Below are 24553 nucleotides of genomic sequence, written 5' to 3' on the forward strand. Positions count from 1 at the left end.
GGGGTTATGCAGGACATCCTTAGCACTGCCGCTCAAAAAATTCTGAGAATGATCCAAGGCATCCATCCGAAACATCAACGATGGGAGAAGTAGCTGCGCGGTGGTTGGTCAACAGGGTTGTTCGAAAAAAACTCAACATAATCAGCAGAAGGGGTTTTGCTTGGCAGACATTTTTTATACCAAATGCGCATCGCAATACCTGGCTTTAGATTGTAAAAAACCTCATCCCCTCCGAAGGCGGAGTAAGCCTCCTTCAGCCCTGAAACATCAATGTATTGAATTCGGTCATTTCCATACCCCCTTACAAGAATTCCCGTTCCCCGCCCCCCCACAAGGTACCCAGAATAATTCGGCTGCGACACATCGGAGCCTCCGATATCCGGCAAAGGCAAAACGCACGCAGAAAACACTCCCCCCGAGAAAGCCACAAGAAAGAAAATTAGCATTTGGCGCATAAAGTTCCCGACCCATTACATTCATTGATTTTTTACATCCGTCTTTCCGCCATTTGGAATTTCACCATTTCTAATATAATCAATCGATTTTTGAGGATTATCATTTTTAAATTGCTCGGATTTTTCACAAAGAGTTTTCACGTCTTCATTCTGCGCACGAGTGCAGCCCAATGTTGGATTCCAACCTTGACGATTCGCAAAAGGATCTTTAAGCCCAGACCCTCCACCATGAATCCACCGACCTCGGTCATCCGTCGTTCTCCATTTTGCAACTCCAAACGCCTTATTTGATTTAGGATACTCGCACTGGGTAAACTGCCCACTGTAGGCACCTGCAGCCCCATCTTTTGCCGTGCTCGTGACTTGATTTCTAGTTTCCATCTCCATAATTGTTCTACCATTTGCATCAAGCATTATGGTTTTTCCATTGGAGATGTCAGTATAGACAAGCGCATTTCCCGTCCCGTTGCCAATCGCATCCAAGCCGTCTGGATCGATTAATTGCAGAGGGCTATTGATTGCATACACAGAATTATTCACCCCTCCTGCCAGCCCGATAGGATCCTGAGTCACATACTGCCCCACCCTGGGGTCGTAGTACCTGAAGCGGTTGTAATGCAGCCCCGTCTCCTCATCAAGCTGCTGCCCCTGCAGGCGAATGGGTTGATGGAGGCGGTCGGGGTTGTATTCCAGCTCGATATCGCCCCAGGCTCCATACCTGGCCGCCCAGGCCACTTGCCCTGCCCCCGGTCCATTGGCGTTGACCAGCGCAATGGGCGTACCCAGGTGGTCCGTCAAGATGTGCCGGATGGTCAGTGGGTGGTCTTCCAGCGTTTGAGCTTGGCCGCCTTTGAGGGCGTTGATTGATTCCTGCACTTGCTCTTGCATCTCCTGCGGCAGCAGCGCTGAGAGTTGGTAGCCCGGTTGCAGCACCTCCTTCAAGGCCTGGTGCAGCATTTCTCGCTCGTGGCGCGGAAGTTCCTGTTCCAGGGCGTTGCTGGCTTCATTGCCGCTCAGGCCCAACAAGGTCTTCACCGGATTGGTCTGCCCCTGTTTGTTTCTCTGTATCTGCAGCAGCGGCGCGAAGCTGCCGGGCTCGTACACCGTATGGTGGATGTGCTCCTGCGATTGGGTGTGCACGAGCCGGTCGCCATCCCAGCCGTAGTGCGTTGCTTCGCTTGCCTTGCCAGCCTTCTGGTGTGTCTTGCTCACCCTGCGTCCAAACGCGTCGTAGCGGTAGGTAGTGCAGCTTTGCACTCTCCCTTGAGCGTCGATCTGCTCAACTTGCCTCAGCTGGTGCAGGCTGTCGTACCGCAGGTGGGTGGTGCTGCCATCGGCATTCCGGGCCTCAGTGCGGTTGCCCCAGTCGTCATAGCGATAGTGCGTGGCGCCTTCGTCATATGCGCCCTGGCTCCAGCCGATGCGGTTGTCTCTCCAGCGCTCCACTTCCTGCGCAGCGGGACTGTCCGGGCTGTGTTGAGGCTGCAGCAGGTTAAAGCGCGTGTCATGCAGGTTCTGCTGGACCTGGGCGGTCCAGTTGGCACCAGCGGCGGTCTTGCCCTCCGGATGCTTGCCGGGTGCCTGCTCGGGCAGCCGGTTGCCCGCAGGGTCCAGGCGCCAGCGTTCCTGATGCTCCCCCTGGGCGCTGGCGCTGCGCTGACCTGTGAGCCGTTGGCGCACGTCGTACTGGTAAGCGTCGGCGTGGGTCGGGGTCTGGATACCCACGAGCTGGCCCAGGCTGTCGTAGGTGTAGCGGCGTTGCTGCAGTCCGCCGATGAGAGGGGCGTGGGCAGCAGCGCCTTGTCCGCTGGCCTGGCCGGGCAGGCCTTGCCAGCGCTGTTGCAGCAGACGGCCAAGAGGGTCCATCTGGCGGGTCTGGGCGATGGGGGACTGCGCTTGCTCAATGCCGTTTGGCAGCAGGTGCAGGGTGCGCCCCACTTCGCGGTGCAGCTTGTCGCGCTCCAGCGCCAGAAGCGGGGTCTGGTTAAGTAACACGCCATGCACGTGGCCGGTGCCATAGCTGAGCCAGTCGAGCTGCCCGATGCCCTGCAACTCGCTGGCCTCGCGCTGGCCCAGAGCGCCCAAGCGATGATGGATGCGGTGTTCGAATTCGATCGCAGGTTCGCCGCCAGTGTTCTTGGTTTGTGCGTCTGCGCTGGCAGGACTGCGGTACAGCGTTTGCACCTCTCCAGTGGTGCGCCCCAGGGCGTCGCGCTCAAGGTCCACGCGGCTGCCTTTGTGCAGCCGGTGGGCTTGCAGGTTGTGCAATAGCGGGTCGGCCTTTGCCTGGAGGGCGTGCTGCTGGTCCAGTGCGCTTTGAAGCTGTTGCGCGTTGATCTCCAGCCAGGCCACAATCAGTGCGGCGGGCGGATCACCGAGGGCCAGTTCGGCGGGAGCGTTGAGTTCCCAGCCCTGGGTGCAGAGAAGTTCGCCGCTGTCGCTGTAGCTGAACTGGTGGATTTGCAGGTCGCTGCCAACAGCTGGGTTTGCTTGGGTTGCGGGCGCTGCAGCACCCGCCTTGCCGAACTTGCCGGTCACGCGATAGATCAACCGCCCTGCGCTGTCGTAGTGGTAGCGGCTGCGCACCGTGCCCTGCTCTTCGCTGGGCGCGCCCATGCCGCAGCCTTGGATGTCGGTCTTCTCGATCAGCTGGCCCGCCGTGTCGTAACGGTAACTCTGGCTGCGCCCGTCGAACCCCGTTTCCTGGATCAGCCGGTCCTGGCTGTCGTAGGCGAAGCGGGTGACCGCATGGTTCTCGTTCACCAGCTCGGTCAGGCGCCCGGCCACGTCGTAGCGCAGGTGCAAACTCGCTCCTGCCTGGGTTTGCGCGGTGACGCGGCCCCACAGGTCGTAGTCGTAGGTGACAGTAGTGGTGCAAACAGGTGACCCGGCTGTGGGGCTTGCCAGCGCCCCCAGAGTGATGGCTTGAACCTGTGCGTTGTCGCCCCAACGGTATTGCACCAGGGTGCTGTCGGCCTGGGTGGTCTGCTGCAGGCGCCCCATGGCATCGCGCTGATAGCGTGTGCGCTGGCCCAGGGGGTCGATTTCTTCGATGACTTCACCCCAGGCATCATGGTGCCAGCGGGTAGTGTGACCCGAGCAATCGGTGTAGCGCGTTAGCTGGCCACTGGCGTTGTAGCCCATGGTCTTGCGGCCACCTCGCGGATCTATCAGCGCGATGGGCTGATCCACCCAGGCTCGCGCGTTGCCTGCCGCGGTAGGGGGCGGCCCGGGCAGGTACTCCAGCCGGGTGTTCAGAGAGATGTCGCCCGCGACCACGGTGGTCTGCACCAGGCGCGCCCAGGCGTCGTACTGGTAATAGGTGTGCAGGCCGCAGGCACCGGAGTTGGTGATGGTGCTTTGCAGCAGCAGGCCGTCGGTGGCGGTGCCAGGCAGGCCCCAGCGCTGTTGGCTGCTGCTGCCATCGGGCCCCTGCATGCCCAGCAGGTTGCCCTGGCCGTCGTAGCGCCAATGGGTGGTGCGGCCCAGCGGGTCGGTGGCCGCGATGCGCCGACCTGCACCGTCGTACTGGAAGTGCTCTTCGCTCCCGTCGGGGTTGACCTGCCGGGTGATGCGCTTGAGACCGCTCTGGCCTTCGTGGTGATAGTGCGTGGTGCGGCCCAGGCTGTCGCGCACGGTGACGCGGCTGGTGGCCTTGGGGTCCTGGGGATGGGGGTCTTGATAGTCGAAGTAGTAGCTGAGGCCTTCTTCGTTGTGGTGTTCGATCACGCGCGCGCCGGGCCGTGGCGGCGGATTGCCACCGCCGCTCCGGTCTTCGCGCTGGTCTTCGTAGATGTAGGTGTGCTCGGGGCCGCTGCGCACACGGTGGGCGACCATGCGGTGGGCACCATCGTAGGCAAACTGGCGGGTGCGCTGGCCGTCGCGGGCATGAACCGCGATGAGGTCACCCTGGGGGCTGTAGTGGTAGCGCACCAGGGGGATGGAGGCATGCGCTGGGGATTGGCCGCCCGCGTGGGCGGGATCATGGGGGTTGAAGATGCAGTCCACGCCAATCAGGCGCAGGCCGCTGTCGGGGTTGAGGCGCGGCTGGCCGTGTGTGGACGCGGTGGATGCCGACACAGCTATGCCCGACTGGTTGTACAGCAGGGCATAGCGACGTCCGACCCCATCGGTGATGCCTTGCAGTCGCCCGTGTTCGTCGTGCTGGTAATGCTGGCTGCGCCCGTAGGCGTCCAAGAGGCCGATGAGTCGGCTGGGGCCTTGGGCTTGTACCTTGAAGAGCCAGACGGTGCGGCCGCTCTGGGTGGCTGCCAGCAGGTAGTTGGGATCGGCCTTGGCAGCCGCAGGCACGTGGGCCCAGCGCCGTTGTTGGTGCCAAGGCAGGAGTTCTTCCGCGGTGTTGGGGTGGGGCCCCGAGGGCGGAGGCGGCGCAGAGGAGGCGCCCGCGCCAGCTTCGCCTGTCAGGGCAGACAAGGTCTGCGCCATGCCCATGCCGCCGCCCCGCATGAGCAACAGACCTTCGCTGTCGCTGTGCAGACTCTGGCCCGGATTCATGGGCTCGCCAAAGGTGATGACACGGCCACCTGCGTCACGCATCAGGGTGCGTGTAGCCTGCAATTCGATGCTTATCTCGTGCGGCAGCTTCCAGCCGTAACCCAGCAGGCCGCACTCTGCGCCGTGTTCTGCGTTGACGTAGCTGCTGTACTGGCGCTGCCACACGAGAGGCATGGGACCGGGCAGTGCGAAGTCCAGGTCTTCGGCTCCCATGAGCACCTTGGCGCCAAGCGTGGGATTGACGGGACTGCCGATGGCCTTGCCACCGGGACAACTTGAGCAGGCTATGCCGCCTTGCGAGCCGATCAGCACCGTCAGTGATCCCTGTGTGATCGGACCTCCCGATTCCGTCAGGTCTCCTAGCCTTGCCGCCGGCTTGCCCATGGTGATTCCTTCGTTTCTTTGTAAATGCGTTTTCTTGTTGACCGGGGTGCGCTTGCGTGCACGAGCTCGTCGCAATGGCTGGACAACAAACCGGTGCCGCGTCGCTTTAGCAATTGAGCTTGTCCAGCGGAGACAACACTTCGATCTGACCCGGGGTCAGCTTGATGGTGCTGCTACCACAGGTGAGCAATATCTCGTCCTTGGCGTTGAGATGGATCTTCTTGGACTCCATGAAGATCTGGCTCGCATCGATCTTGATGCAGCTGGCTGCGCCAGCGCCATCGGCCGAGCCGCCCGTCGGAGCGACGATGTGATCGACGCCCCCAGCGGCAGGCGCGGCGGAGCCAGCACCACCGCCAACCTCAAGGACGTAGTCTTTGCCCACGGTAGTCTTCTGGCTCTGCCCAACCTTGGTGGTCTGGGTCATGCCAACGACGGTGGACATCATCGCGCCGATGTTCTGGCTGTAAGCAACGCCGATATTCATCATTCGCACCATGCCCACGTTGAGCATGGACATGATCCCGATGGTGTGCTGCTTGGTAAGCCCGATCTTGACTACCTCGTTCTTGCCGACGGTTTCTTTGCGGTTGTCGCCGATGCTGATCTTCTCGCTGTGGTCCACCCGCTCCGTACGATTGCTGTGGATAGTGATGGTCTCATCCCCATCCACCTCTTCCGTGCGCCAGCCGTGCACGGTGATCTTCTCGTTGCGGTCCACCGTCTCAGTGCGGTCGCGCTTGATGTGGTTGGTCTCGTCCCGATCAATGGTCTTTTTCCGGTCTCGGCCCACCCACTTTTCTTCGTCGTTCTCGACTTCGGTCAGCTGGTCCTTCTGCGCATGCAGCCACAGCTGCTCTTGCCCCGCCTTGTCTTCAAAGCGCAGGGCGTTGGCATCCCCCGGGCCATTCTTCAGGCCTGCGCCAGAGGCTCCGCCTTTGCTTGAGCGTGTCAAGATGCCACTTTGCGTGGCGTTGCCCGGCAGGCTCCACGGGGGCATGTTGACGGCGTTGTAGACGCAGCCGGTGAGGATGGGGTAGTCCGGGTCGCCGTTCAGGTGGTCGATGATGACTTCCATGCCGACGCGCGGGATGAAAACGGCGCCGAACTGCGGGCCCGCCCAACTGGTGGACACGCGCACCCAGCAACTGGAGTTTTCGTCCATGGCGCCGATGCGGTCCCAGTGGAACTGCACTTTGACGCGGCCAAACTTGTCGGTCCATATCTCTTCGCCGGGCGGGCCTACGACCACCGCCGTCTGCGAACCACGGGTGCGCGGCTTGGGCGTGCGGCGCTCAGGACGATAGTCCACGCTGGTGGGCTGCGCTCGCATCTCGAACTGCTGGATGGAGCCCGCCTCCTGCTGGTTTTTGGAAGCGGTAGCGCCGCCGGCACGGCTGCTACTGACCTCGGGGTTTTCTTCAAAGTGATAGTGCACACTGAGCACCAGATACTGGCGGTTCTGGTCTTCGCGCGGGTAGTTTTCCAGGTTGATGGTGTAGCCAGGCGCCAGATTGCGCCGGTTGGCGCGGCCCAGCACGCGGCTTTGCTTGGTCAGGTGCGCTTGCAGGCGGAGCTTGGCATAGGTCTCGCCGTCGGGGAACTCGGTGTAGCCGCCGGGCCACTCGTAGATTTCATACTTGTCATGCTCGTGCCCAGGAGGGTTCTGGCGCATGTTGGAGAGGTCAGCCCTGGGCTTCTTGAAATCGTAGTCGTCGTTGTAGTGCCGCCCGGGTTGCACTTCCTGGGTCAGTTCCCAGGCATGGAAATGCTCCTTCTCACCCACAGCTGCTTTACCAGGTGGGTAAAAAGGTATGACGTGGCCGCCGGGAAGGGGGCTGTGCGAGCCGACGATATCGTCTGCCAGCACCAGGGTGTGGCTGCCCGCACTGTGCGTGAAGTAGTAGTACGCACCCTCATGCTCCAGAAGGCGGGCAACAAAGTTGTAGTCGCTCTCTCCGTACTGGGTGCAATAGTCCCAGGTGCGGTAGGTGCGGGTGAGTTTTTTCTCGATGGGAAAACCGTATTTCCCCAACACTTCCATGATGATGTCCGGCACGGTCATGTGCTGGAAGATTTTGAAGTCGGTCTTGCGTGTGGCCACCCACAACCAGGGGCGCAGGCGCAGCTTGTAAGACGCCCAACGGTGATCCTGCCCCTGCATGCCGAAATGCGTGACCAGGCCGCTGAGGTAGCGTTTTCCCAGCCCTTCGGTCTCTACGACAACAGACACTGCCTTGCCCAGCAGCGCCTTGGGATCTATCCCCTTGCTGGGGCTCACAAGGTCAATGTCCAGCGAGTAAAGCTCGCTGAGCGCCTCGGTGCCGTCGAGCTTGCGAAACTGCAGCTGTTCTCCCAGCGGGGTTTGGATGGTGACGCGGCGGGTCATGACAGGACGTGGTTTTTTGGATCGGCTACCCGCCTGCAGACCTGTTCATTGACGGGTCGCAGACGCGGTTTCAGCGGTACAAATCAGGGGCGCGACCACCGGCACGCGCAAAAAAAGCCGCATCCGTAGACGCGGCTCCAGGCTGCGCAGCCAGTGTGTGCTTGCGCGTGATCTACCGAAGGCCCTGGGGCCCGGGCTATCAGGCTTCCTTGTTTTCCTTGATACTGAAACCCATCTGGCTGGTAGCGCCCTTGCCACCCTGAGCGGTCTGCTCGGAGTACTCGGTCTTGATCTTGGCGGCCTGGAAGGCGTAGTTCACCACCACGGTATCGCCAGAGCTGGTGCCGCTCACGGTGACGTTGGTCACCATGACGTCGGTCAGCGTGATCTTGCCGAACTCGATCTGTGTGCCGCCAGCCTTGCACATCGAGATTTCCACTTGCCCCAAGTGCTTGCCAGTCGCGCAGTGCTTCAGCACGGCGGGGTAGCACTTGTCGATGTTGGCAACGATGTTCAGGTTCTGGAAGTCGGCTTTGCCGGCACCGGCACCACCACCGCTGGCCATGGAGTGGGGCTGGGTCACGCCCCAGGTGAAGGACTCAACATCGGTCCAGTCCTTGTGCGCAGCGTCCTTCGACTCACCGCTGGCACCTTCCACTTTCATAAAAATTGCGACTGTCATCACGTACCTCTTCTTGGTTCAAAAATGCAAAACAACTCGCTCGGGCAAAGTGCCCACATACAAGGCTCCACAGGGAATGCAGAGCCTCACAGACAAGCTGATTGGGAAAGGAATGAAGCCAACGGGGACGTGCGCGTTCGGGCAAAGCAGCCCATTGCCGCCCGCCTTCCGAGACCGCCATGTACACACGGGCCACTGGCGTGGCACACCGCTGGCAAAGGCTTGCTTTGATTCCCCTCCCTCGCAAGCTCGTTTGCGGGCGGATGTTAAGTGGACCGGACGAAAAAAAGGGTTTCAAGTAACAGCAAATGAGCGCAACCGGGCAACATAAGCAACAGTGTGTTTCTTGCCCTCAAAAGCCGCGTTTTGTGACTCTTTTTGCAAAACCTTCACGTTAGACTCGCCCGCGATTTCGCAGTTGGGCCAGCAGCACAAGGCAGCTCCCACGCGTTGCGATGTCTGCTCAAACAACCCCATCGAACAGCACGTCGTTCCGGTGTGCGGCGCAGCGCCAGGACATTGATCATCAGCCAAGCCAAGCGGTCTGGGTGTTTTGATCTCCACGGCGAGTAACAGCGCCGCTCCGCCGGTCCGTTCTTCTGCTGTCGCTAGGGAAATGTCTTTGCCAGCAGACTGAGTCCAGCTGTAAACCAAGAATGAAAGCAGAGGCGTCTCGCCATGAATGACACCGTTGGAGGATCCGCCAATTGCCTGGCGCCTGGCGTGCAGATCGGAGAGTACCGGTTGCTCGACGTCATCGGCGAGGGTGGTTTTGGCATCGTGTACCGGGCGAGAGATATCAGCCTGGACCGTATCGTAGCCATCAAGGAGTACATGCCCGCAACGCTGGCGGGGCGCAAATCGTCCAATGCTATCCACGTGCGCTCCCAACACCGCGGTGCGTTCGATGCTGGTTTGCGCAGCTTCATCAATGAGGCGCGCCTTTTGGCCAAGTTCTCGCACCCCGCCTTGGTGCATGTGTATCGGTTTTTCGAGCTCAACGGCACAGCCTATATGGTGATGCGCCACTACGAGGGGCAAACGCTCCGCGAGTTTCTGAACACGCAACAGGAACGCATGAACCAGCGCATGCTGGCAGCGATCATCGGCCCCGTCCTGGATGTGGTGGAGATGCTGCATGCAGCAGATTGCTACCACCGGGACATCGCACCCGACAATGTTTTCCTGCAGAACTCCGGAATGCCAGTGCTGCTCGATTTCGGCGCGGCACGCCGCATCATTGGGGACATGACGCAGGCCCTGACGATGGTGCTCAAGCCCGGATTCGCCCCCATCGAGCAGTATGTGGACGACGGCGCCATGCCCCAGGGCGCATGGACGGACATCTACCAGATCGGTGCCATGCTCTATCTGGCAATCACCGGAAAACCGCCGGCCACATCTGTTGCCCGCATGATCAACGACCCGGTCGCAGCCTTGCAGACTGCGGCTTATCCCGGGTACTCTGCCCAGTTCCTGCAAGGGGTCGGGCGCGCACTGGCGGTAAAGCCCCAAGACCGGCCACAGACGGTCTCAGCCCTCAGGGAACTTCTGGGCATTACGACTTTCACCATACCGATGTCTGCGCCGTGGCAAGCCACACCACCATCCGCCGCTGCGCTTTTGCCCACCTCCCAACCACTGCAACCGCATGCGGCTCCAGTCATGGTGACACCGCAAACATCGGCGCACAACGACGCCGCGGTCGCCGCGAGTTTCGCTGGACCCAATACAAATCTCGCAGCCTGGGATCTGCCGAGTAAAACACCGTCCGCTGGCGCACCTCTGCCGTCTGAAGGGCTCGCAGAATACGCCGCCGCAGCACCCCTTGGAGCAATTCCAGGGTTGCAGGAATCATCCCCCCAAGGGAACATCACCGCCACCAAGGCCTTGGCTGCGCAACCGAATTTCACCACCATCCCAGCGACAGCACCGCCGTATCAAGAAGCCCCCCCGGTCCTGTCTCTTCCCCCAACAGACGCTGCAGCAACACACTCAGCGCCCCCCACCAAGAAAAGGCCTGAAGCCCCGCACCACGACGCCGTAACGCAAGCCGGCCGCCGGCAAGCCGGGCCTCACCCGGCAGCAATACGGTGGACAGCAATCATTGTTGCCCTCGCCGCCGCGGTAACGCTGGCCGCATGGTGGGGCACGCATGGCAATCCAGGGAACAAGGGCGGTGCAGGAGTTGCACTTGATCAAGACAGCCAGCACTGGAACGAAGCACAAGCCAAAGGTACGGTCAGCGCACTGGAAGCCTACCTGAGCGCCCATCCCGCTGGCATGCATCGCAGTGATGCCATGGCCCTCCTCGACCGGATAGAAGTCCAGGAGCCCGCCATCAAGACGCAAGTAACACCTGAGGCAGCCGCGACAGTCACTGCCGCAGCCCCCGCTGTCGAACACCCCGTACCGGCGGCGGACGCGATACAAGCCCCTTCCGCTGTCGCCGCTGCCGCAACGTCCACGGCGCCCAGAACAGCCCTCCCCCCTGCGTCGGCAACAGCCTCCGCAGAACCAGCCCCGCCCGCCAAGACACCGCCTAAGCCTGTAGGCGACGTAGGGCGGGTGGTGCTCCGAATCAGCCCTTGGGGAAGAGTTTCCGTGAATGGCAGCTCGCTGGGCACGACCCCCCCACTCACCCACGTCGAGCTTCCTGAAGGATCCCATCGCATTGAGGTGAACAACCCCGCTGCGGCGCCCATCGTGAAGACCGTGCAGGTGAAAAAAGGCGAACCCGTGGTCATCAGCCACCAGTTCGAGTAGTCCCAGCCCACAGACGACACCTGCTGACATGCGAATGAACGACGCTTTACTGCGATGGGTCGCTTTGTGCTTCTGCGCCAGCGTGGGGGTGGCTGCGGCCTCCACCGACTGCAACGAGCCCCCTGCGGCGGATGCGCGCGGCCCCGACTCTGCGGCTGGGCGTCAGTACCTGGGTCAGGGCATCTCACTCTACGACGCGCGCAAGCTCGACCTGGCGGAGAAGGCCCTGCAGGCATCCTTGTTCGCAGGTCTGCCGGACAGGCGCGAGCGTTCCACCGCGCACAAGTACCTCGCGTTCGTGTACTGCACGAACAAGGAATGGGCGCGATGCGATGCGGCTTTCGATGCAGCCTTCGACGCACGCCCATCGTTTGCGCTGGAAGGGTACGAACTGCAGAACACGCCCTGGCGCGAGGCCTACATCAAAGCGCACGGCAAGCGCGGTGGGCAGTGCAGCCGGCCCGTCGGCCCCCTGAGCGGCAACGAGCGACAGAACCCGGCCCACGCCAACTCCCTCGTCTTTTCCCTCAACAGCACAGTGATCACAGCCATCACGCCCCTGCTGCCGATAGCAGGTGGTTCCTCGCTGCAGGACGTTGCGCCCTCTAGTGCACTGGGTGCGCGCAGGCAGCTCCGCACCGAAAACAATGTACAGCTTCGCATATCCCCCTGGGCCAACGTGACCCTCAACGGAAAGCGGCTTGGCGTCACGCCGCCGCTTACGGAACTCAAGCTCCCGACAGGCTCCCACAGCATCGACTTCAGCAACCCCGGCTTTGAGACCGTTCGCAAGACCCTCAAGGTTGAACCCGACCAAACGATCACGATCACCCATGACTTTGACGCGAGATAAATCCATGCGAACCCGTTACTGGAGCGCCCTGATCATTGCCTGCGCCGGGCTGCTCTTGACTGCTTGCGAGACAGCACCAAAGGCCCCCGAGCCCAAGGTCGAGGCCCCGCCACCGCCACCGCCTCCGCCGCCAGCCCCTGAGCCCGTCGCACCGGTGGATCCGCGCGCGCAGAAGGAGGCAATGCTGACTGAAGCGCTCAACGTGTATGCGGAGGGCCAGTTCGACGAAGCGATTGCCAAGCTGACGCCGCTGGCCGATGCCTCCGAGCTGCCGCTGACCTCACAGATCAAAGCCCGAAAGTTCATGGCATTCAGCCACTGCGCCGCCGGACGGCCGCGCCCCTGCAGACAGCAGTTTGAACTCGCCCTGGAGCAGGACCCGACGTTCCAGCTGACGGAGGCGGAGAAGGGCCACCCTGTCTGGGGCCGCGAGTTCATCAACGCCCGCAATGCCGCGCGATCCAAACGCAATACCCGCAAGACACCCTGACCCGGCCCCGAGACAACGCGAGCGCAGATACGCAATGGACAAAATAGAACTGGTGGTGACGCACCAAGCTGGCAGCCCGGTGGGTCGCCATTGGTCTGCCATCTTTGGGATGGCGGGCGGAACCGTGGGACGCGCAGGGCAGAACAAGCTGGTCCTGCCCGATGACGATGCGATGGTCGCGCGCGTGCATGCCATGGTCCGCCTGGATTCCGACCAAGCCTACATAGCCAACCTGTGCGAACGCCGCTCCGTGCAGGTGGACGGGCTGGAGGTTCTGTCCGGCCAGGAAGTGCCGCTCGTGCCCGGTGCGACCATCGGAATCGGCCCCTACCAGCTGCGTGCACTGGTTCCAGGTCTGCAACTGGATGCGCCGACTGGAAGAGCGTCGACCTCTCATCCTGCAGCCGATGCCATTGCGTGGGGCACGCCAGTGGTTAAGCCTGGCGCGGAGCCGGGGGTATCCACGCCGGGGGCCAGCGCTGCAGCGCCGAGGTTCGATCTCGCGTCCCTGCCCAACCCCTGGGCTGACATTCCGCCCATCGTCGGAGGGGATGTGCATATTCCGGATCTCCTGCTCTCGTCCATGCCCGAGGCGCTGCCGCAGCCGACGACAGACAGCCCTGCAGATGCCAACCCGTTCGCCATGCTGGGCCGAGTGGAAGCCCCCTCTGTCATGGAGCAGTTCCACGAACAGCTGACCGCCGAGCCAACGCTAGGCGATCCTCCAATCGCCGCCTCTTCGGCAACAGCCACCGTGGTCACGGACATGCTGCCGGCGATCAGCCCGGCCGAGCACATGCCGCCCCATCCATTCGAAATTTTGGCCACCAAGGCAGCACCAGCGCAGCCGACCACGCACCGTGCGATGGTCATACCCGACGATTTCGACCCGTTCGCAGCCGACCCCAAGGAGCAGGCCCTCCACCGTGACCCCTGGAGCGGAGACCTTGCCGCCAAGAGCCTGGCCGAAGTGGCGCAGCTCAAGCACGACGACCTGCTCCAGGCCTTGCCCAGGACGGGTGAATTCGCGGGAGAGATGGACAACGCCGCACACACCGGCTTGCCCCAGCAGTTGGACCCAACCATCGAACTCAACCCGCTGAAGCTCTTTCGCGAACCCGGTGAGTCGATGTATGCGGAGCCAGAAGACCATGGCATGTCCCGCGGCTCGGACCTGGCCCAGGTGTTCAACATGCCCCGCGATGCGCAGCAGCGCCGCACCGAGGCAGCCGCAACGCAGGTGACACCGCCCCCCGCAGAGCCTGTGGTGCAGGCCGGTCTTCATGCCATGCAAGGGCTGGACCTGGCCCTGTTCGGCGGCGACGCAGCGCAAGCCATTCCATCTGCGGACTTGCTGGACATCACCAGCATCAACGCGCGGCAAAGCGAAACAGCCTCCGCCAATCCACCCGCTCCAGCACTGCAGACCACAGACATGTCCGACCGGCTCATCGGGACGACCTGCCAGGATATGGTGCAGCCGTCGCAGCGCATCCAAACTCCGACACAGGAACACGCACAGATCCTGGCGGAGACCACACGTTTTTCCCATTCCGCATCGCAGTTGCCGGGCAGCCCGTCGCTGCAAGCCCAGGAAGACCGCGTCACGCCCGCAGCCGCCCATGCCCAGGCGCACATGCCTTCCACGGCCGCTTCGCTGGAAGCGCTCGCAACCGCTTTTCTAGAAGGGGCCGCCATAGAGCCAGGCAAAATCAACTTCGCAATCACGCCGGACTTCATGCGTGCATTTGGCGAAGCGCTGCGCGTGGCGGTGCAAGGCTCCATCGATCTGCTCTCCGCGCGCTCGGAAATCAAGCGCGAGTTCCGTGCGGACGTCACCATCATCGCGTCTGGTGCCAACAACCCGCTCAAGTTCCTACCCACTGCGGACGGCGTGATGCTGCAGCTCGCGGGCCAAACTTTCCCGGGGTTCATGAAACCTGTGCCCGCCATGAAGGAGGCGTACCAGGACCTGGCGGTGCACCAGATTGCGCTGATGGCGGGTATCCGCGCCGCCTACGCTGAGGCTGTCGCACGTCTAAGCCCCGCAGAGCTGGAAAAGGACGCCACGGCGGCCCCTGGCCTGCTAGCCAAGATATCGAGCGTGCACCGCAAAGCCGCGCTGTGGGACGATTTCCAGCAGCGGTACGAATCCGTTCGCCGCCATGCGGAAGACGACCTGATGGCGTTCTCAGGGCAAACCTTTGTGAACGCCTATGAAGCCGCCGCACAGTCTGCAGAGGGGCATTTGTGATCGCTCATATCGCTGGGGATGCGCACCGCCTGCAGCTATCGGTGTCGGCCATTACTGACCAAGGCGGCCGCGCTTCGAATGAAGACTACCTGGGCATGATCGACCTGGGCCCCAAGGGCTTTTGCTGCACCTTGGCCGATGGAGCGGGAGGTCACGGCAATGGAGCGCTGGCCGCACGACTCACAGTGGACGCCGTGCTGGGCGGCTACCGCGAGAACCCCATGTTCGCGCCCGCCAGCCTGGCATCGCTGATCTTCCGTGCGGAACACACAGTGTCCGAAGAACAGCCTACCTCTGCCTCGCGAATGCACATGAGCGCCACCGTGGTGCTGCTGTGCATCGAACCGGTCAGCGGCCGCGCGCTCTGGGCCCACTGGGGCGACTCGCGCCTGTACTGGTTTCGCGACGGCAAAGTCCACCGCATGACCGAAGACCACAGCGTGGTGCAGCAGCTCTTGCACGCAGGCATGTATGCCAACGAAGACCCGCGTTCGCTGCCCAACCGCAGCGTTCTGGCCGGAGCGGTCGGGGCCGAATCCCAAGTGCCTCCCACCGTGCTGCATGAGTCCATCGAACTGATGGAGGGCGACGCCTTTTTGCTTTGCTCCGATGGACTCTGGGAAAACCTGCACGAATCCGCAATGGAGCAGGCGCTTCAGGCCGCAGAGCGGCCCGATGTCTGGCTGCAGGAAATGGCCCATGTCGTCCGCTCCAAGGGCCGCCCCCACCAGGACAACCTGAGCGCTCTGGCCGTGTGGGTGTCCGCGAACCCAACCCCCAACTAAACCGACTGCCCAATCAACGGGAGGATGCCGCCATGCAGATGACCAACAACGCCGTATCAAGGCGCACGATCCTGAGAGCCGCCCCCTGGCTGCCGATGGCTGCGCTTCCGCTGTCCGGGTGTGGCGTGGTGAACACGCTCAACCGCCCGAGCGAGGCGCCCACCGGGGTGCCGCCGGCCACCATCGAGATCATGGCCGAACGCAGCCTGAACCCCGACGTGGACGGGATACCCAAGCCGGTGCTGTTGCGCATCTACGAACTGCGCACCCCCGCCACCTTTGAACGCTCCAGCTTCTTCGACTTGCTGGACAAAGACGAGAGCCAGCTCGGCGGGGACTTCGTGCGGCGCGAAGAAGTACTGATTGCGCCTGGAGAGCGTCGCGTCATCGAACGCAAGGGCAACCCCGACGTGCGCGCCTTTGGCTTTTTCGCAAGCTATCGCGACCTCGAGCGCAGTACCTGGCGCACGCATATTGATGCCCCGAATTCGGTGGAAATGCGCCGGCGCTGGTGGGGGCTCGGCGAGACGCAGCGGCTCAAGCCCGTTCATTACCTGGTCACGGTCTCGCGCGATGCCGTCCGGGTGCAGCATCAAATCACTTCGAGGTAGAACCATGGTTTGGCAACGCAAGGTGGTGTGGGCCGAGGGCATGTTCCTGCGCCCGCAGCACTTTCAACAGCAAGAGCGGTATGTGGACTTCCTGGTCCAGGGGCGCACCCTTCCCGCCCAACCGTTCTACTGGGGGTTTTCGGAACTGACCCTCGACACCCAGATGTTGGCACTGGGCAAGATTGCGCTGGTCTCGGCAAAGGGCGTGCTGCCCGACGGGACACCATTCCAGATACCGCAAGTGGACGAAGCCCCATCGCCGCTCGATCTGGGCAAGGACATCAAGGACGCGCTGATCCACCTGTCGCTCCCCCTACGGCGGCGCAGTGGCGCTGAAGTGACCCTCTCCGACAGTGATACAGGCATGACGCGTTACCAGGCGCAGGTGCTGGAAGTGGCAGATACCAACGATGTGGGAGCACAACCAGCCGAAGTGCAATTGGGTATCGCACGCTTCAGCCTGCGCGCGTCGCAGGATCTGTCCGAGGGCTGGGTCTCCTTGCCCGTTGCCCACGTGGTGGAACGCAAAGCCGACGGCGCAGCGCTGTTGGACAAGAGCTTTATCCCGACGGTGGTCAACAACTCCGAGGTGTCCGCGCTGTTCGCGTTTTGCCGCGAGCTTCACGGGCTGCTGCGCCAGCGGGGCGCCGCACTGGAAGATCGGCTGATCCAGCCCGGGCGAGGCGGCGTCGGCGAGGTAGGCGACTTTCTGATGCTGCAGTTCATCAACCGCTGGGAGCCCGCCGTGGAGCACTGGGTCAGGGTTCGCACCATCCACCCCGAGCGCCTTTTCGACGACCTCCTGAAAATGGCAGGCGAGTTGGCCACCTTCACCCGCGAACAGCGGCGCCCCGCACCGCTGCCCGCCTACGACCACGATGATCTGCGCAGTTGCTTCCCGCCACTGATGCTGGAACTTCGCCGTGGCCTGTCGTCGGTGCTTGAGCAGAATGCGATCCAGATCGAGTTGCAGGAGCGGCAGTACGGCGTACGCGTGGCGATCATCCCATCCACGGAGCTGCTGACCACCTGTGATTTCGTGCTCGCGGTGCATGCGCAAACCACGGTGGAGTTTCTGCGCACCCACTTTCCGACGCAGACGAAGCTGGGGCCTGTCGAGAAGATCCGGGATCTCGTCAACCTTCATTTGCCGGGTGTCACCCTGCGGTCGCTGTCCGTGGCGCCGCGAGAGATTCCCTACCACGCCGGGTACTCCTACTTCGAGGTGGACACCACACACGACCTGTGGCGCCAGCTCAACAGCTCGGGCGGCCTGGCCATGCATGTCTCCGGCGAGTTCCCCGAACTGCAGCTGGAATTCTGGGCGATCCGCAGATAAGAAAAATCCATGTCGATCCCAATGACGGACAACGTCTTCGCTTTCAGCGCCAGTGACCATACCGAGCATGACGCACACAGCATGCCGGACACATCTATGCCCACGCCCACAGCCGATGCCGTGCCGAGAACCAATCTGCCCGATGTGGTCAGCGGTGGCAATCCACTGGTCGCATCTGCCAATGTGCTACTCAACCTCATTCCGCAGATCCGAGCGATGGCGTCGAATGCAGACCCTGAAGGCTTTCAGCGCCTGCTGCTCGCCAACATCCGCGACTTCGAGCGCAGCGCCGGTGTGGCAAGCGTACCTATCGAGACCGTAATCGGCGCCCGGTATTGCCTGTGTACCGTGGTGGATGAGGCTGCCGCACAGACACCGTGGGGCGGCTCCGGCGTCTGGCCCAAGTTCAGCCTGCTGGTGGCTCTGCACAACGAGACCTGGGGCGGAGAGAAGTTCTTCCAGCTGCTCGCCAAGCTGGTGCAGACACCCCACCAGCACATCGACCTGATCGAGCTGATGTACTTTTGCCTGATGCTCGGCTTCGAAGGCCGCTACCGTGTGATCGAGAACGGCCGCAGCCAGTTGGAAACGCTCAAGGCCCGTCTGCTGGCTCTGATAGAAAGCACCCGTGGCAACCGCAGCGGCGCGCTGTCGATCCGCTGGAAGGGCGAAGAGCGCAAGGCTGCGCCCCCCTGGACGATGGTGCCCCTGTGGGTGGCCACAGCACTCACACTGCTGCTCGCCTTTGCTCTGTTCCTTTGGTTCAATTACCGGCTTGCGGCGCAGTCCGACGCGCTCTTCGCCTCCATCAACGCCATCCGGTTCCCCAAAGCCATCGCTGCCGTCGCGAGCGTGGACAAGCCGAGACTGCGCCAGTTCCTTGAACCCGAAATACGAGAAGGCCTGGTCGAGGTCATCGACCAGGCAGACCGAAGCACCATCATCCTGCGCGGTGACGGCCTGTTCGACCTGGGCTCCAACGTGGTCAAGCCCCGCTACGTGCAGGTGATCGAACGTATTGCAGCCGCGCTGAATGAGGTGCCCGGAAAGGTGGTCGTGAACGGTTACACCGACAACTCCCCTATCCGCACTGCCAGGTACCCGTCCAACTGGCACCTGTCGCAAGACCGGGCCCGGTCGGTCTCCGACATGCTGTTGCGCACCGTGCGAGATGGACAGCGCGTCCACGCGGAAGGCCGTGGAGAGGCCGACCCCGTGGCCCCCAACACCACGAGCGAAGGCAAGGCAAGGAACCGGCGCGTGGAGATCGTCCTGCTGGTAGCACCCCAGGTGCGCGACAGCGAATTGCAGCTCAGCGGCAATGCCCCGCAGACTGAAGGCATCAAGAAATGAGCATGCTGAGAAACATGGCAGCGCTGCTGTTCAATCGCTTTACCCTCGCCTTCATCGGGTTGGTCCTGCTGAGCCTGGTGATCTGGTTCATCGGCCCCCTGGTCTACATCAAGCCTTATCAGCCCCTGGAGAGCGAGAGTGTGCGCTGGGCACTGATCGCCACGGTGTTTGTGATCTGGGTGATCAAGCTCTTCTTCCACTGGTGGCGCGCCAAGCGCATGAACGACAAGCTGATGGGGCAGATCGCACGACTCACAGCCGGCCGCGATACGCCCCAGGAGCAGATGCCCGGACAGGAGGAGGTGGCAGAACTGGAAGGGCGCTTCAAGGAGGCCGTCGAAGTCCTGTCCAAGACACGCTTTGGCGCCACCGAAAGCGGCCTCTTCGGCCGTTTCACCAAGCGCTATGTGTATCAGCTGCCCTGGTACCTGATCATCGGCTCACCCGGCTCGGGCAAGACCACCGCACTGGTCAACTCCGGGCTCGACTTCCCGTTGGCTGAGCAGTTCGGCAAGGGCTCCATCCGGGGCGTGGGCGGCACGCGCAACTGTGACTGGTGGTTCACCGACCAGGCGGTGCTGCTCGATACCGCCGGCCGGTACACGACACAGGAAAGCGACGCTGTGCAGGACAAGGCCGCCTGGTCGGGTTTCCTGCAGCTGCTCAAGCGCTTTCGCGGCCGACAGCCCATCAACGGTGTTATCGTCACGCTCAGCGTGCAGGAGCTGCTGAGCAGCACCGAAGGGGAACGCGCACGCTTAGCCAAAACCATCGGCACCCGGCTCGGTGAGCTGTGCGACGAACTGGCGATCAAGTTCCCGGTGTACGTCCTGATCACCAAGGCCGACCTGCTGGCAGGCTTCAATGAGTTCTTTGGCCAGATGACGCGCGACGAGCGCTCGCAGGTGTGGGGCTTTACCCAGCAGTACAAGGAGAATGCGCCCGCAAGCGACCCCACCGCGCAATTCACCGCCGAGTTCGATGCACTGGTCGCGCAGATCAACCGCCTTCTACCGCAACGCCTGCTGGCGGAACCCGATCTTTCACGGCGCGGGCTGATCTATGGGCTGCCCCAGCAGTTCGTGGGTCTGCGCGAGCTTGTGCACCAGACATTGCAGGAGGCATTCTCGTCGTCCCGCTTCAAGGAAAAGCCGCTGTTCCGCGGCGTGTATTTCACCAGCGGAACGCAGGAGGGCATGCCTTTCGACCGGGTGCTGTCGGCACTCAAGCGACGCTTTGCCATCGCCAACCCCATGAGGCCTGGCGCTGGACAACAAGGCAAGAGCTTCTTCATCGAGACCCTTTTCAAGGGGGTGATGTTCAACGAAGCGGGGTTGACTGGCCGCAACGCCAAGAAGGAGCGCCAGCTCAGGCTGTTGCAGGCCGGGGGCCTCATCGGCCTTGCCCTGGCACTGAGCGGCGCAGCGCTGGCCTGGAGCATCAGCCACCAGAACAACCTGGCTTATCTGGAGGAGGTCAAGGCGAGTGCAAGCACCTTGCGCCAGGCCGTCGAAGACGCCAAGACCAGCGACCCGGAAAATCTGGTGGCGCTGCTGCCCCTGCTGGACCATGCCGAATCCCTGGCAGTGAGCGAGCGCTATACAGGCTCTCCACCGCTGAGCTGGCGTTGGGGCCTGCTGCAGGTGCCGAAGGTGGAAACAGCCGCCGACACTACCTACCTGCGCCTGCTGGAAGACGCGTGGCTGCCTGGCATCGTGCGGCAGCTGCGCCGCTCCCTGCAGCAAACCTCGACCAGCAACCCCGAAGCCAGCTACGAAGCGTTGAAGGCCTATCTCATGGTCCATGACGCTGACCGCTTCGACGCACGGACAGTGAAGGCGTGGATCCGTCACGAGTGGGACGCAAGCCTTACGCCACAGTTACTCCAGGCCGGCGTGGGCGACCGCCTTTCGCACCACCTGGACCGGCTCATGGATGATCGTGTGGCACTCTCGCCGACCCCGATCGACACCGCGCTCGTGGCCGATGTGCGCCAGCGCTTGGCTCAGATGTCTCCCGCCCAGCGCGCATACAGCCGTTTGAAGCAACTGCTGATTACGGGCAACAATCTGCCGGCGGATTTCAGCGTGGTGCGCGCCAGCGGCCCCGAGGCGCCGCAGGTGTTCAGTCGCCGCAGCGGCAGACCACTCACGCAGGGGATCTCCGGCCTGTTCACTTACGACGGATACCACGGCGTGTTCCTGCACGAGCTGCCCAAGATCACCACATTGCTGTCCAAGGAGGAGGGCTGGGTACTGGGGCAGGCCGACGGCAAACGCAGTACCACGCAGGAAGTGCTGACCGGTCAGGTGGCCAACGAAGTGAAACGCCTGTACCTGATGGAATACGCCAAGCTCTGGGAAGACTACCTGGCCGACGTGCGGCCCACCCGCATAGGCTCGCTGGACCAGGCGGGGGAGCAAGCGCGCCTGTACTCCTCCGCCAATTCAAGCCTGGAACAGTTCATCCGCGCCGTCTCCAAGGAAACAACGCTCGCGCGGCGGCCTGACGCGGACGCGGACAGCAGTGGCGCCAGCACCAGCAGTTGGCTGGGAGAAAAGCTCAACCGCATCCGTGAAGAGCAGCGGCAGCTCAGCAGGCTGACTGGCAAGCAAGTCAACGTGGGCGGCCTCACGCCCAGCGGAACGCTCGAAGCGGACATCGTGGATTTTCGATTCCGCGAGTACCGACGCCTGGCCACGAGCAATGGCTCGGGTCCGTCACCATTGACGCAAAGCCTACAGGTACTCAACGAGGCATCCGCAGTTATCGCGTCGGCACGGCAGCAGGTGAAATCGGGCGGCACCATCCCGCCGACATTGTCCTCGACCCTGGAAAGAGTGCGTGCCGAGGCCAAGCGCCTGCCCCCTCCACTCAATCTCATGTACACCGACCTGGCTGAAGCGACGTCCACCATGGTCGGACGGGACGTGCGCAGCACCATCGGCGGCAACCTGAATGCGACCATCGGAGACTTTTGCCGCCGTGCTGTGCTCGGCAGGTACCCCTTCACGCGCAGCGCCGGCCGAGACGTCACTGCCGATGATTTCGCCAAGCTGTTCGCCGTGGGCGGTGTCATGGACGATTTCTTCCGCAGCACCCTGCAACCCATGGTCGACATCTCGGCCTCCACCTGGACTTTCAAACAAGGCGTGGACGGCACCCCTGTCGGTGGGTCAGCGTCGCTCGCGTCCTTCCAGAAGGCGGCCACGATCCGCGATGTCTACTTCCGCGCAGGGGGCAAGGCGCCCGGAATCCGCCTGGACATCAAGCCCATCGAGATGGACGCGACTATCTCCCAGATGGTGCTGGACGTGGACGGCGACGTGCTTCGGTACCAGCACGGGCCGCAGATTCCGAAGTCCATGAACTGGCCGGGCACACGCGGCACGGGCCAGGTCAGGCTGCAGATCACGAGTGCCAACGGCGAAAACTCTGGACTGGTCACCGAAGGGCCATGGGCGCTGCACCGGCTGTTCGACCGCGCGCAGATTCTTCCGGGCAACGCGCCGGAGAAATTTGCCGCTGTCTTCAACGTGGACGGACGCAGGGTGCGGTTTGAAGTCACCACCAGCAGCGTCTTCAACCCGTTCCGACTCAAGTCGATGGAGGAGTTCGAATGCCCGAGCAACCTCTAAGCGCTGACCACCGCAGCATGCTGGCGCCGTCCGTCGCCTGGTACGGCAAACTGCCGAGTCTGGGTGATTTTGCGGGCCGACGCATGCCGCATGCACTCACTTCAGAGTGGGATGCCTGGCTGCGCGAGGGATTGGAAGAGCTGCGCCGGGCAGATGACACGGGCTGGCCGGACAGGTTCGTGAACGCTCCGCTGTGGTTCTTCATTGCTCCTGTGGCGGCCCTCGGCTCACCAGCGATTGGCGCGCTGGCGCCCAGCATGGACCGCGTGGGCCGCTACTACCCACTCACCGTGATGGCCACGGCACCGCACGAGGGCTGCCCCTTTGCGGACGACCTGCAGGTCAAAGCCTTTCTGGCTGGTGCGCGTTCGGCCATCGTGGACGCGCGCCGCAGCCCGCTCTCCGTCGATGAGCTCGACTGGAGGATCAGCCAACTACCCAGCCCCTTCGAGATCACACACTCCGGCGAGCGTGAACCGTCCCTCATCGACGACATCCTGTCGGACCTGAATCAGGCCTCGCGCGCCCACCAGGCTGCGGCGAACGACCATGCCGACAACATCGTGCTGCCCACAGGTGACTGGAGAGCACGCACTGCTCCGCTGCGCGAGCAAAGTCTGTGGTGGGTCTCGCCCACGATTCGCCTTGGCTACCAAGAACTACTGCACCAGGGCGCAAGCGACCGCTGGCTCTTCACGCAGCTGTTCTCCAGGCACTGACAAAACAGCCCCCAACGCGCCCAACCGAACCCTCACCATGACAGACATCGACGAGCTCCTGAACGAAGCACCGACTGCGCAGCCCTGCGGTCCGGAAATGACTTATGCAGCGGAGTTTCTGGCGCTGGAGCAACTGGCTCGCGGGAAGATCGAACAGCAGTACGGCGACACCATCATTCCTGCAGAAGACCCGGACTGGCAGTCAGTCGAAAGCAGTGCCTTGCAGCTCCTCAAACAGAGCAAGGACATGCGCGTCGCCGGCTTGCTGTGCAGGTCGTGGACGAACACCGAAGGGTTCGTCGGGCTGGCCTGCGGACTGGAACTGATGGGCGCGTTGCTGGAGAAGTACTGGGATCACATCCACCCCTTGCCCGAGGACGGTGACTACTTCATGCGGATGAACGCCGTTGCCATGCTCAACGACGTCACCGGCCTGCTGCGCGAATTGCGGCAGACGGAACTCCTCGCCTCCAACGTTGGCCACTTCACCGTCCGCGACGCTGAGGCGCTGGCACGCGGACAGCGCGCAGAATCGAATGCTCAGCTGACCTTGGACCAACTGCGCCTGGGCATAGCGCATGCGATGGAACAAGGGCATCCGCCGCTCCTCGCGGTGTCGCGTGCAAAAGAGGCGCTCGAGAAACTGGTGCGGCTGTGCGGCGAAAAGCTGCCCCACCACCAGCAGCCAGATCTGGCCAACATCCAGTCCCTGACAACGCTGCTCAATGCCCAGCTGCCCAAGGAGAAACCAGGGGCCGAGGTTCCCGTCGATCCGGCCGATACGGCCGAAAGCCCCGTTGCCGGCACCACCATGCCGGTAGCTGGGCTGGAAATTAGGAGCCGGGAAGACGCGATCAAGCAATTGGTCAAGATCGCCGAGTTCCTCGAGTCCACCGAGCCCACAAACCCCGCCTCGCTCCTCATCCGCCGGTCCGCAAAACTGATGGGTATGAGCTTCATCGACATCCTGCGCGAACTCGCCCCACAGAGCCTTCAGCAGATCGAGGTGATCACCGGAGTACAGCCCGAACAGACCTCCTGAACTACGAACTGTAACAGTCGATTCACTGGCTGATCGGATACTGAAAGACCGAGGCGACATCACTCTTCGGCGCACCCAGGCCGCATGAAATCATGCGCCCGCCGTGCCCCGAAGGAGATCCTGCACAGCAGGCACCTCAATGTTCATGCCCTGGGCATTTCGCCGTGGCAGGACAGCCCAGGAACGATTCGTTTCGGTCACGACAAACCGTAGCGAATTCACACAACTTTGTAAGCATTTGAACCAGATGCCCGCGTGAGCCCCGGGGCGTCTGTCAG

Annotated in this window: 14 protein-coding genes; 11 read left to right on the forward strand and 3 right to left on the reverse strand. The window is 62.5% G+C overall.

Annotated elements, in window-relative coordinates:
• Nucleotides 1-476 precede the first annotated feature (476 nt).
• The 3 genes from CBY09_RS10020 to CBY09_RS10030 all read right to left on the reverse strand — a co-directional run bounded on the left by CBY09_RS10020 (nucleotide 477) and on the right by CBY09_RS10030 (nucleotide 8425).
• Nucleotides 477-5354: an RHS repeat-associated core domain-containing protein gene (locus tag CBY09_RS10020; protein ID WP_133066271.1), complete on the reverse strand. Its 4878-nt coding sequence runs from the start codon at nucleotides 5352-5354 to the stop codon at nucleotides 477-479.
• Nucleotides 5355-5460: 106 nt separating this feature from the next.
• The gene (locus tag CBY09_RS10025; RefSeq protein WP_094289052.1) at nucleotides 5461-7743 is read right to left on the reverse strand and encodes a type VI secretion system Vgr family protein; all 2283 of its coding nucleotides are present in this window, start codon (nucleotides 7741-7743) and stop codon (nucleotides 5461-5463) included.
• A 199-nt stretch (nucleotides 7744-7942) separates the two neighbouring features.
• Nucleotides 7943-8425 carry an Hcp family type VI secretion system effector gene (locus CBY09_RS10030; protein ID WP_056409670.1) on the reverse strand — a complete coding sequence of 161 codons (483 nt, stop codon included), beginning with the start codon at nucleotides 8423-8425 and terminating at the stop codon, nucleotides 7943-7945.
• Between the two features lie 678 nt (nucleotides 8426-9103).
• On the opposite strand from CBY09_RS10030, the gene CBY09_RS10035 reads away from it, so the two are divergent.
• The 11 genes from CBY09_RS10035 (at nucleotide 9104) to tssA (ending at nucleotide 24275) form a co-directional block, all read left to right on the forward strand.
• Nucleotides 9104-11191 (forward strand): serine/threonine-protein kinase, encoded by a 2088-nt coding sequence (locus CBY09_RS10035; RefSeq protein WP_094289054.1) that lies wholly within the window; start codon nucleotides 9104-9106, stop codon nucleotides 11189-11191.
• Nucleotides 11192-11219: 28 nt separating this feature from the next.
• Entirely contained in the window at nucleotides 11220-12044 is an 825-nt protein-coding gene (locus CBY09_RS10040) for a PEGA domain-containing protein (protein WP_094289056.1), read from the forward strand.
• 4 nt (nucleotides 12045-12048) lie between these two features.
• A complete protein-coding gene (locus tag CBY09_RS24235) occupies nucleotides 12049-12534 on the forward strand; it encodes a TssQ family T6SS-associated lipoprotein (protein ID WP_165773895.1) in 486 nt (161 codons plus the stop codon).
• A gap of 34 nt (nucleotides 12535-12568) precedes the next feature.
• The gene (tagH, locus tag CBY09_RS10050; protein ID WP_165773896.1) at nucleotides 12569-14788 is read left to right on the forward strand and encodes a type VI secretion system-associated FHA domain protein TagH; all 2220 of its coding nucleotides are present in this window, start codon (nucleotides 12569-12571) and stop codon (nucleotides 14786-14788) included.
• The gene (locus tag CBY09_RS10055) at nucleotides 14785-15573 is read left to right on the forward strand and encodes a PP2C family protein-serine/threonine phosphatase (protein ID WP_094289062.1); all 789 of its coding nucleotides are present in this window, start codon (nucleotides 14785-14787) and stop codon (nucleotides 15571-15573) included. The genes tagH and CBY09_RS10055 overlap by 4 nt, the downstream gene beginning before the upstream one ends.
• Before the next feature lie 32 nt (nucleotides 15574-15605).
• On the forward strand, nucleotides 15606-16184 hold the full coding sequence (gene tssJ / locus CBY09_RS10060; RefSeq protein WP_240515662.1) for a type VI secretion system lipoprotein TssJ: 579 nt from the start codon (nucleotides 15606-15608) through the stop codon (nucleotides 16182-16184).
• A 4-nt stretch (nucleotides 16185-16188) separates the two neighbouring features.
• Nucleotides 16189-17523 carry a type VI secretion system baseplate subunit TssK gene (gene tssK / locus CBY09_RS10065; protein WP_094289064.1) on the forward strand — a complete coding sequence of 445 codons (1335 nt, stop codon included), beginning with the start codon at nucleotides 16189-16191 and terminating at the stop codon, nucleotides 17521-17523.
• 81 nt (nucleotides 17524-17604) lie between these two features.
• Entirely contained in the window at nucleotides 17605-18876 is a 1272-nt protein-coding gene (locus CBY09_RS10070; protein WP_276208281.1) for a DotU family type VI secretion system protein, read from the forward strand.
• Nucleotides 18873-22514 (forward strand): type VI secretion system membrane subunit TssM, encoded by a 3642-nt coding sequence (gene tssM, locus CBY09_RS10075; RefSeq protein WP_240515664.1) that lies wholly within the window; start codon nucleotides 18873-18875, stop codon nucleotides 22512-22514. The genes CBY09_RS10070 and tssM overlap by 4 nt, the downstream gene beginning before the upstream one ends.
• Nucleotides 22496-23233: a type VI secretion system-associated protein TagF gene (gene tagF / locus CBY09_RS10080; protein ID WP_094289068.1), complete on the forward strand. Its 738-nt coding sequence runs from the start codon at nucleotides 22496-22498 to the stop codon at nucleotides 23231-23233. The genes tssM and tagF overlap by 19 nt, the downstream gene beginning before the upstream one ends.
• A gap of 37 nt (nucleotides 23234-23270) precedes the next feature.
• Complete coding sequence (gene tssA / locus CBY09_RS10085; protein ID WP_094289070.1) at nucleotides 23271-24275, forward strand: type VI secretion system protein TssA; 1005 nt, start codon at nucleotides 23271-23273, stop codon at nucleotides 24273-24275.
• The last annotated feature ends 278 nt before the right edge of the window (nucleotides 24276-24553 follow it).

This window comes from Acidovorax kalamii (assembly GCF_002245625.1).
Classification (GTDB): Bacteria; Pseudomonadota; Gammaproteobacteria; order Burkholderiales; family Burkholderiaceae_C; genus Acidovorax; species Acidovorax kalamii.

Bases quoted from the DNA above. Each gene is read 5' to 3' on its own strand.
- CBY09_RS10040 (WP_094289056.1), top strand. From the start codon at position 11,220: ATGCGAATGAACGACGCTTTACTGCGATGGGTCGCTTTGTGCTTCTGC.
- CBY09_RS10035 (WP_094289054.1), top strand. From the start codon at position 9,104: ATGAATGACACCGTTGGAGGATCCGCCAATTGCCTGGCGCCTGGCGTG.
- CBY09_RS10025 (WP_094289052.1), bottom strand. From the start codon at position 7,743: ATGACCCGCCGCGTCACCATCCAAACCCCGCTGGGAGAACAGCTGCAG.
- tagF (WP_094289068.1), top strand. From the start codon at position 22,496: ATGCCCGAGCAACCTCTAAGCGCTGACCACCGCAGCATGCTGGCGCCG.
- tssJ (WP_240515662.1), top strand. From the start codon at position 15,606: ATGCAGATGACCAACAACGCCGTATCAAGGCGCACGATCCTGAGAGCC.
- CBY09_RS10030 (WP_056409670.1), bottom strand. From the start codon at position 8,425: ATGACAGTCGCAATTTTTATGAAAGTGGAAGGTGCCAGCGGTGAGTCG.
- CBY09_RS10020 (WP_133066271.1), bottom strand. From the start codon at position 5,354: ATGGGCAAGCCGGCGGCAAGGCTAGGAGACCTGACGGAATCGGGAGGT.
- CBY09_RS24235 (WP_165773895.1), top strand. From the start codon at position 12,049: ATGCGAACCCGTTACTGGAGCGCCCTGATCATTGCCTGCGCCGGGCTG.
- tssK (WP_094289064.1), top strand. From the start codon at position 16,189: ATGGTTTGGCAACGCAAGGTGGTGTGGGCCGAGGGCATGTTCCTGCGC.
- tssA (WP_094289070.1), top strand. From the start codon at position 23,271: ATGACAGACATCGACGAGCTCCTGAACGAAGCACCGACTGCGCAGCCC.
- CBY09_RS10070 (WP_276208281.1), top strand. From the start codon at position 17,605: ATGCCGGACACATCTATGCCCACGCCCACAGCCGATGCCGTGCCGAGA.
- tagH (WP_165773896.1), top strand. From the start codon at position 12,569: ATGGACAAAATAGAACTGGTGGTGACGCACCAAGCTGGCAGCCCGGTG.
- tssM (WP_240515664.1), top strand. From the start codon at position 18,873: ATGAGCATGCTGAGAAACATGGCAGCGCTGCTGTTCAATCGCTTTACC.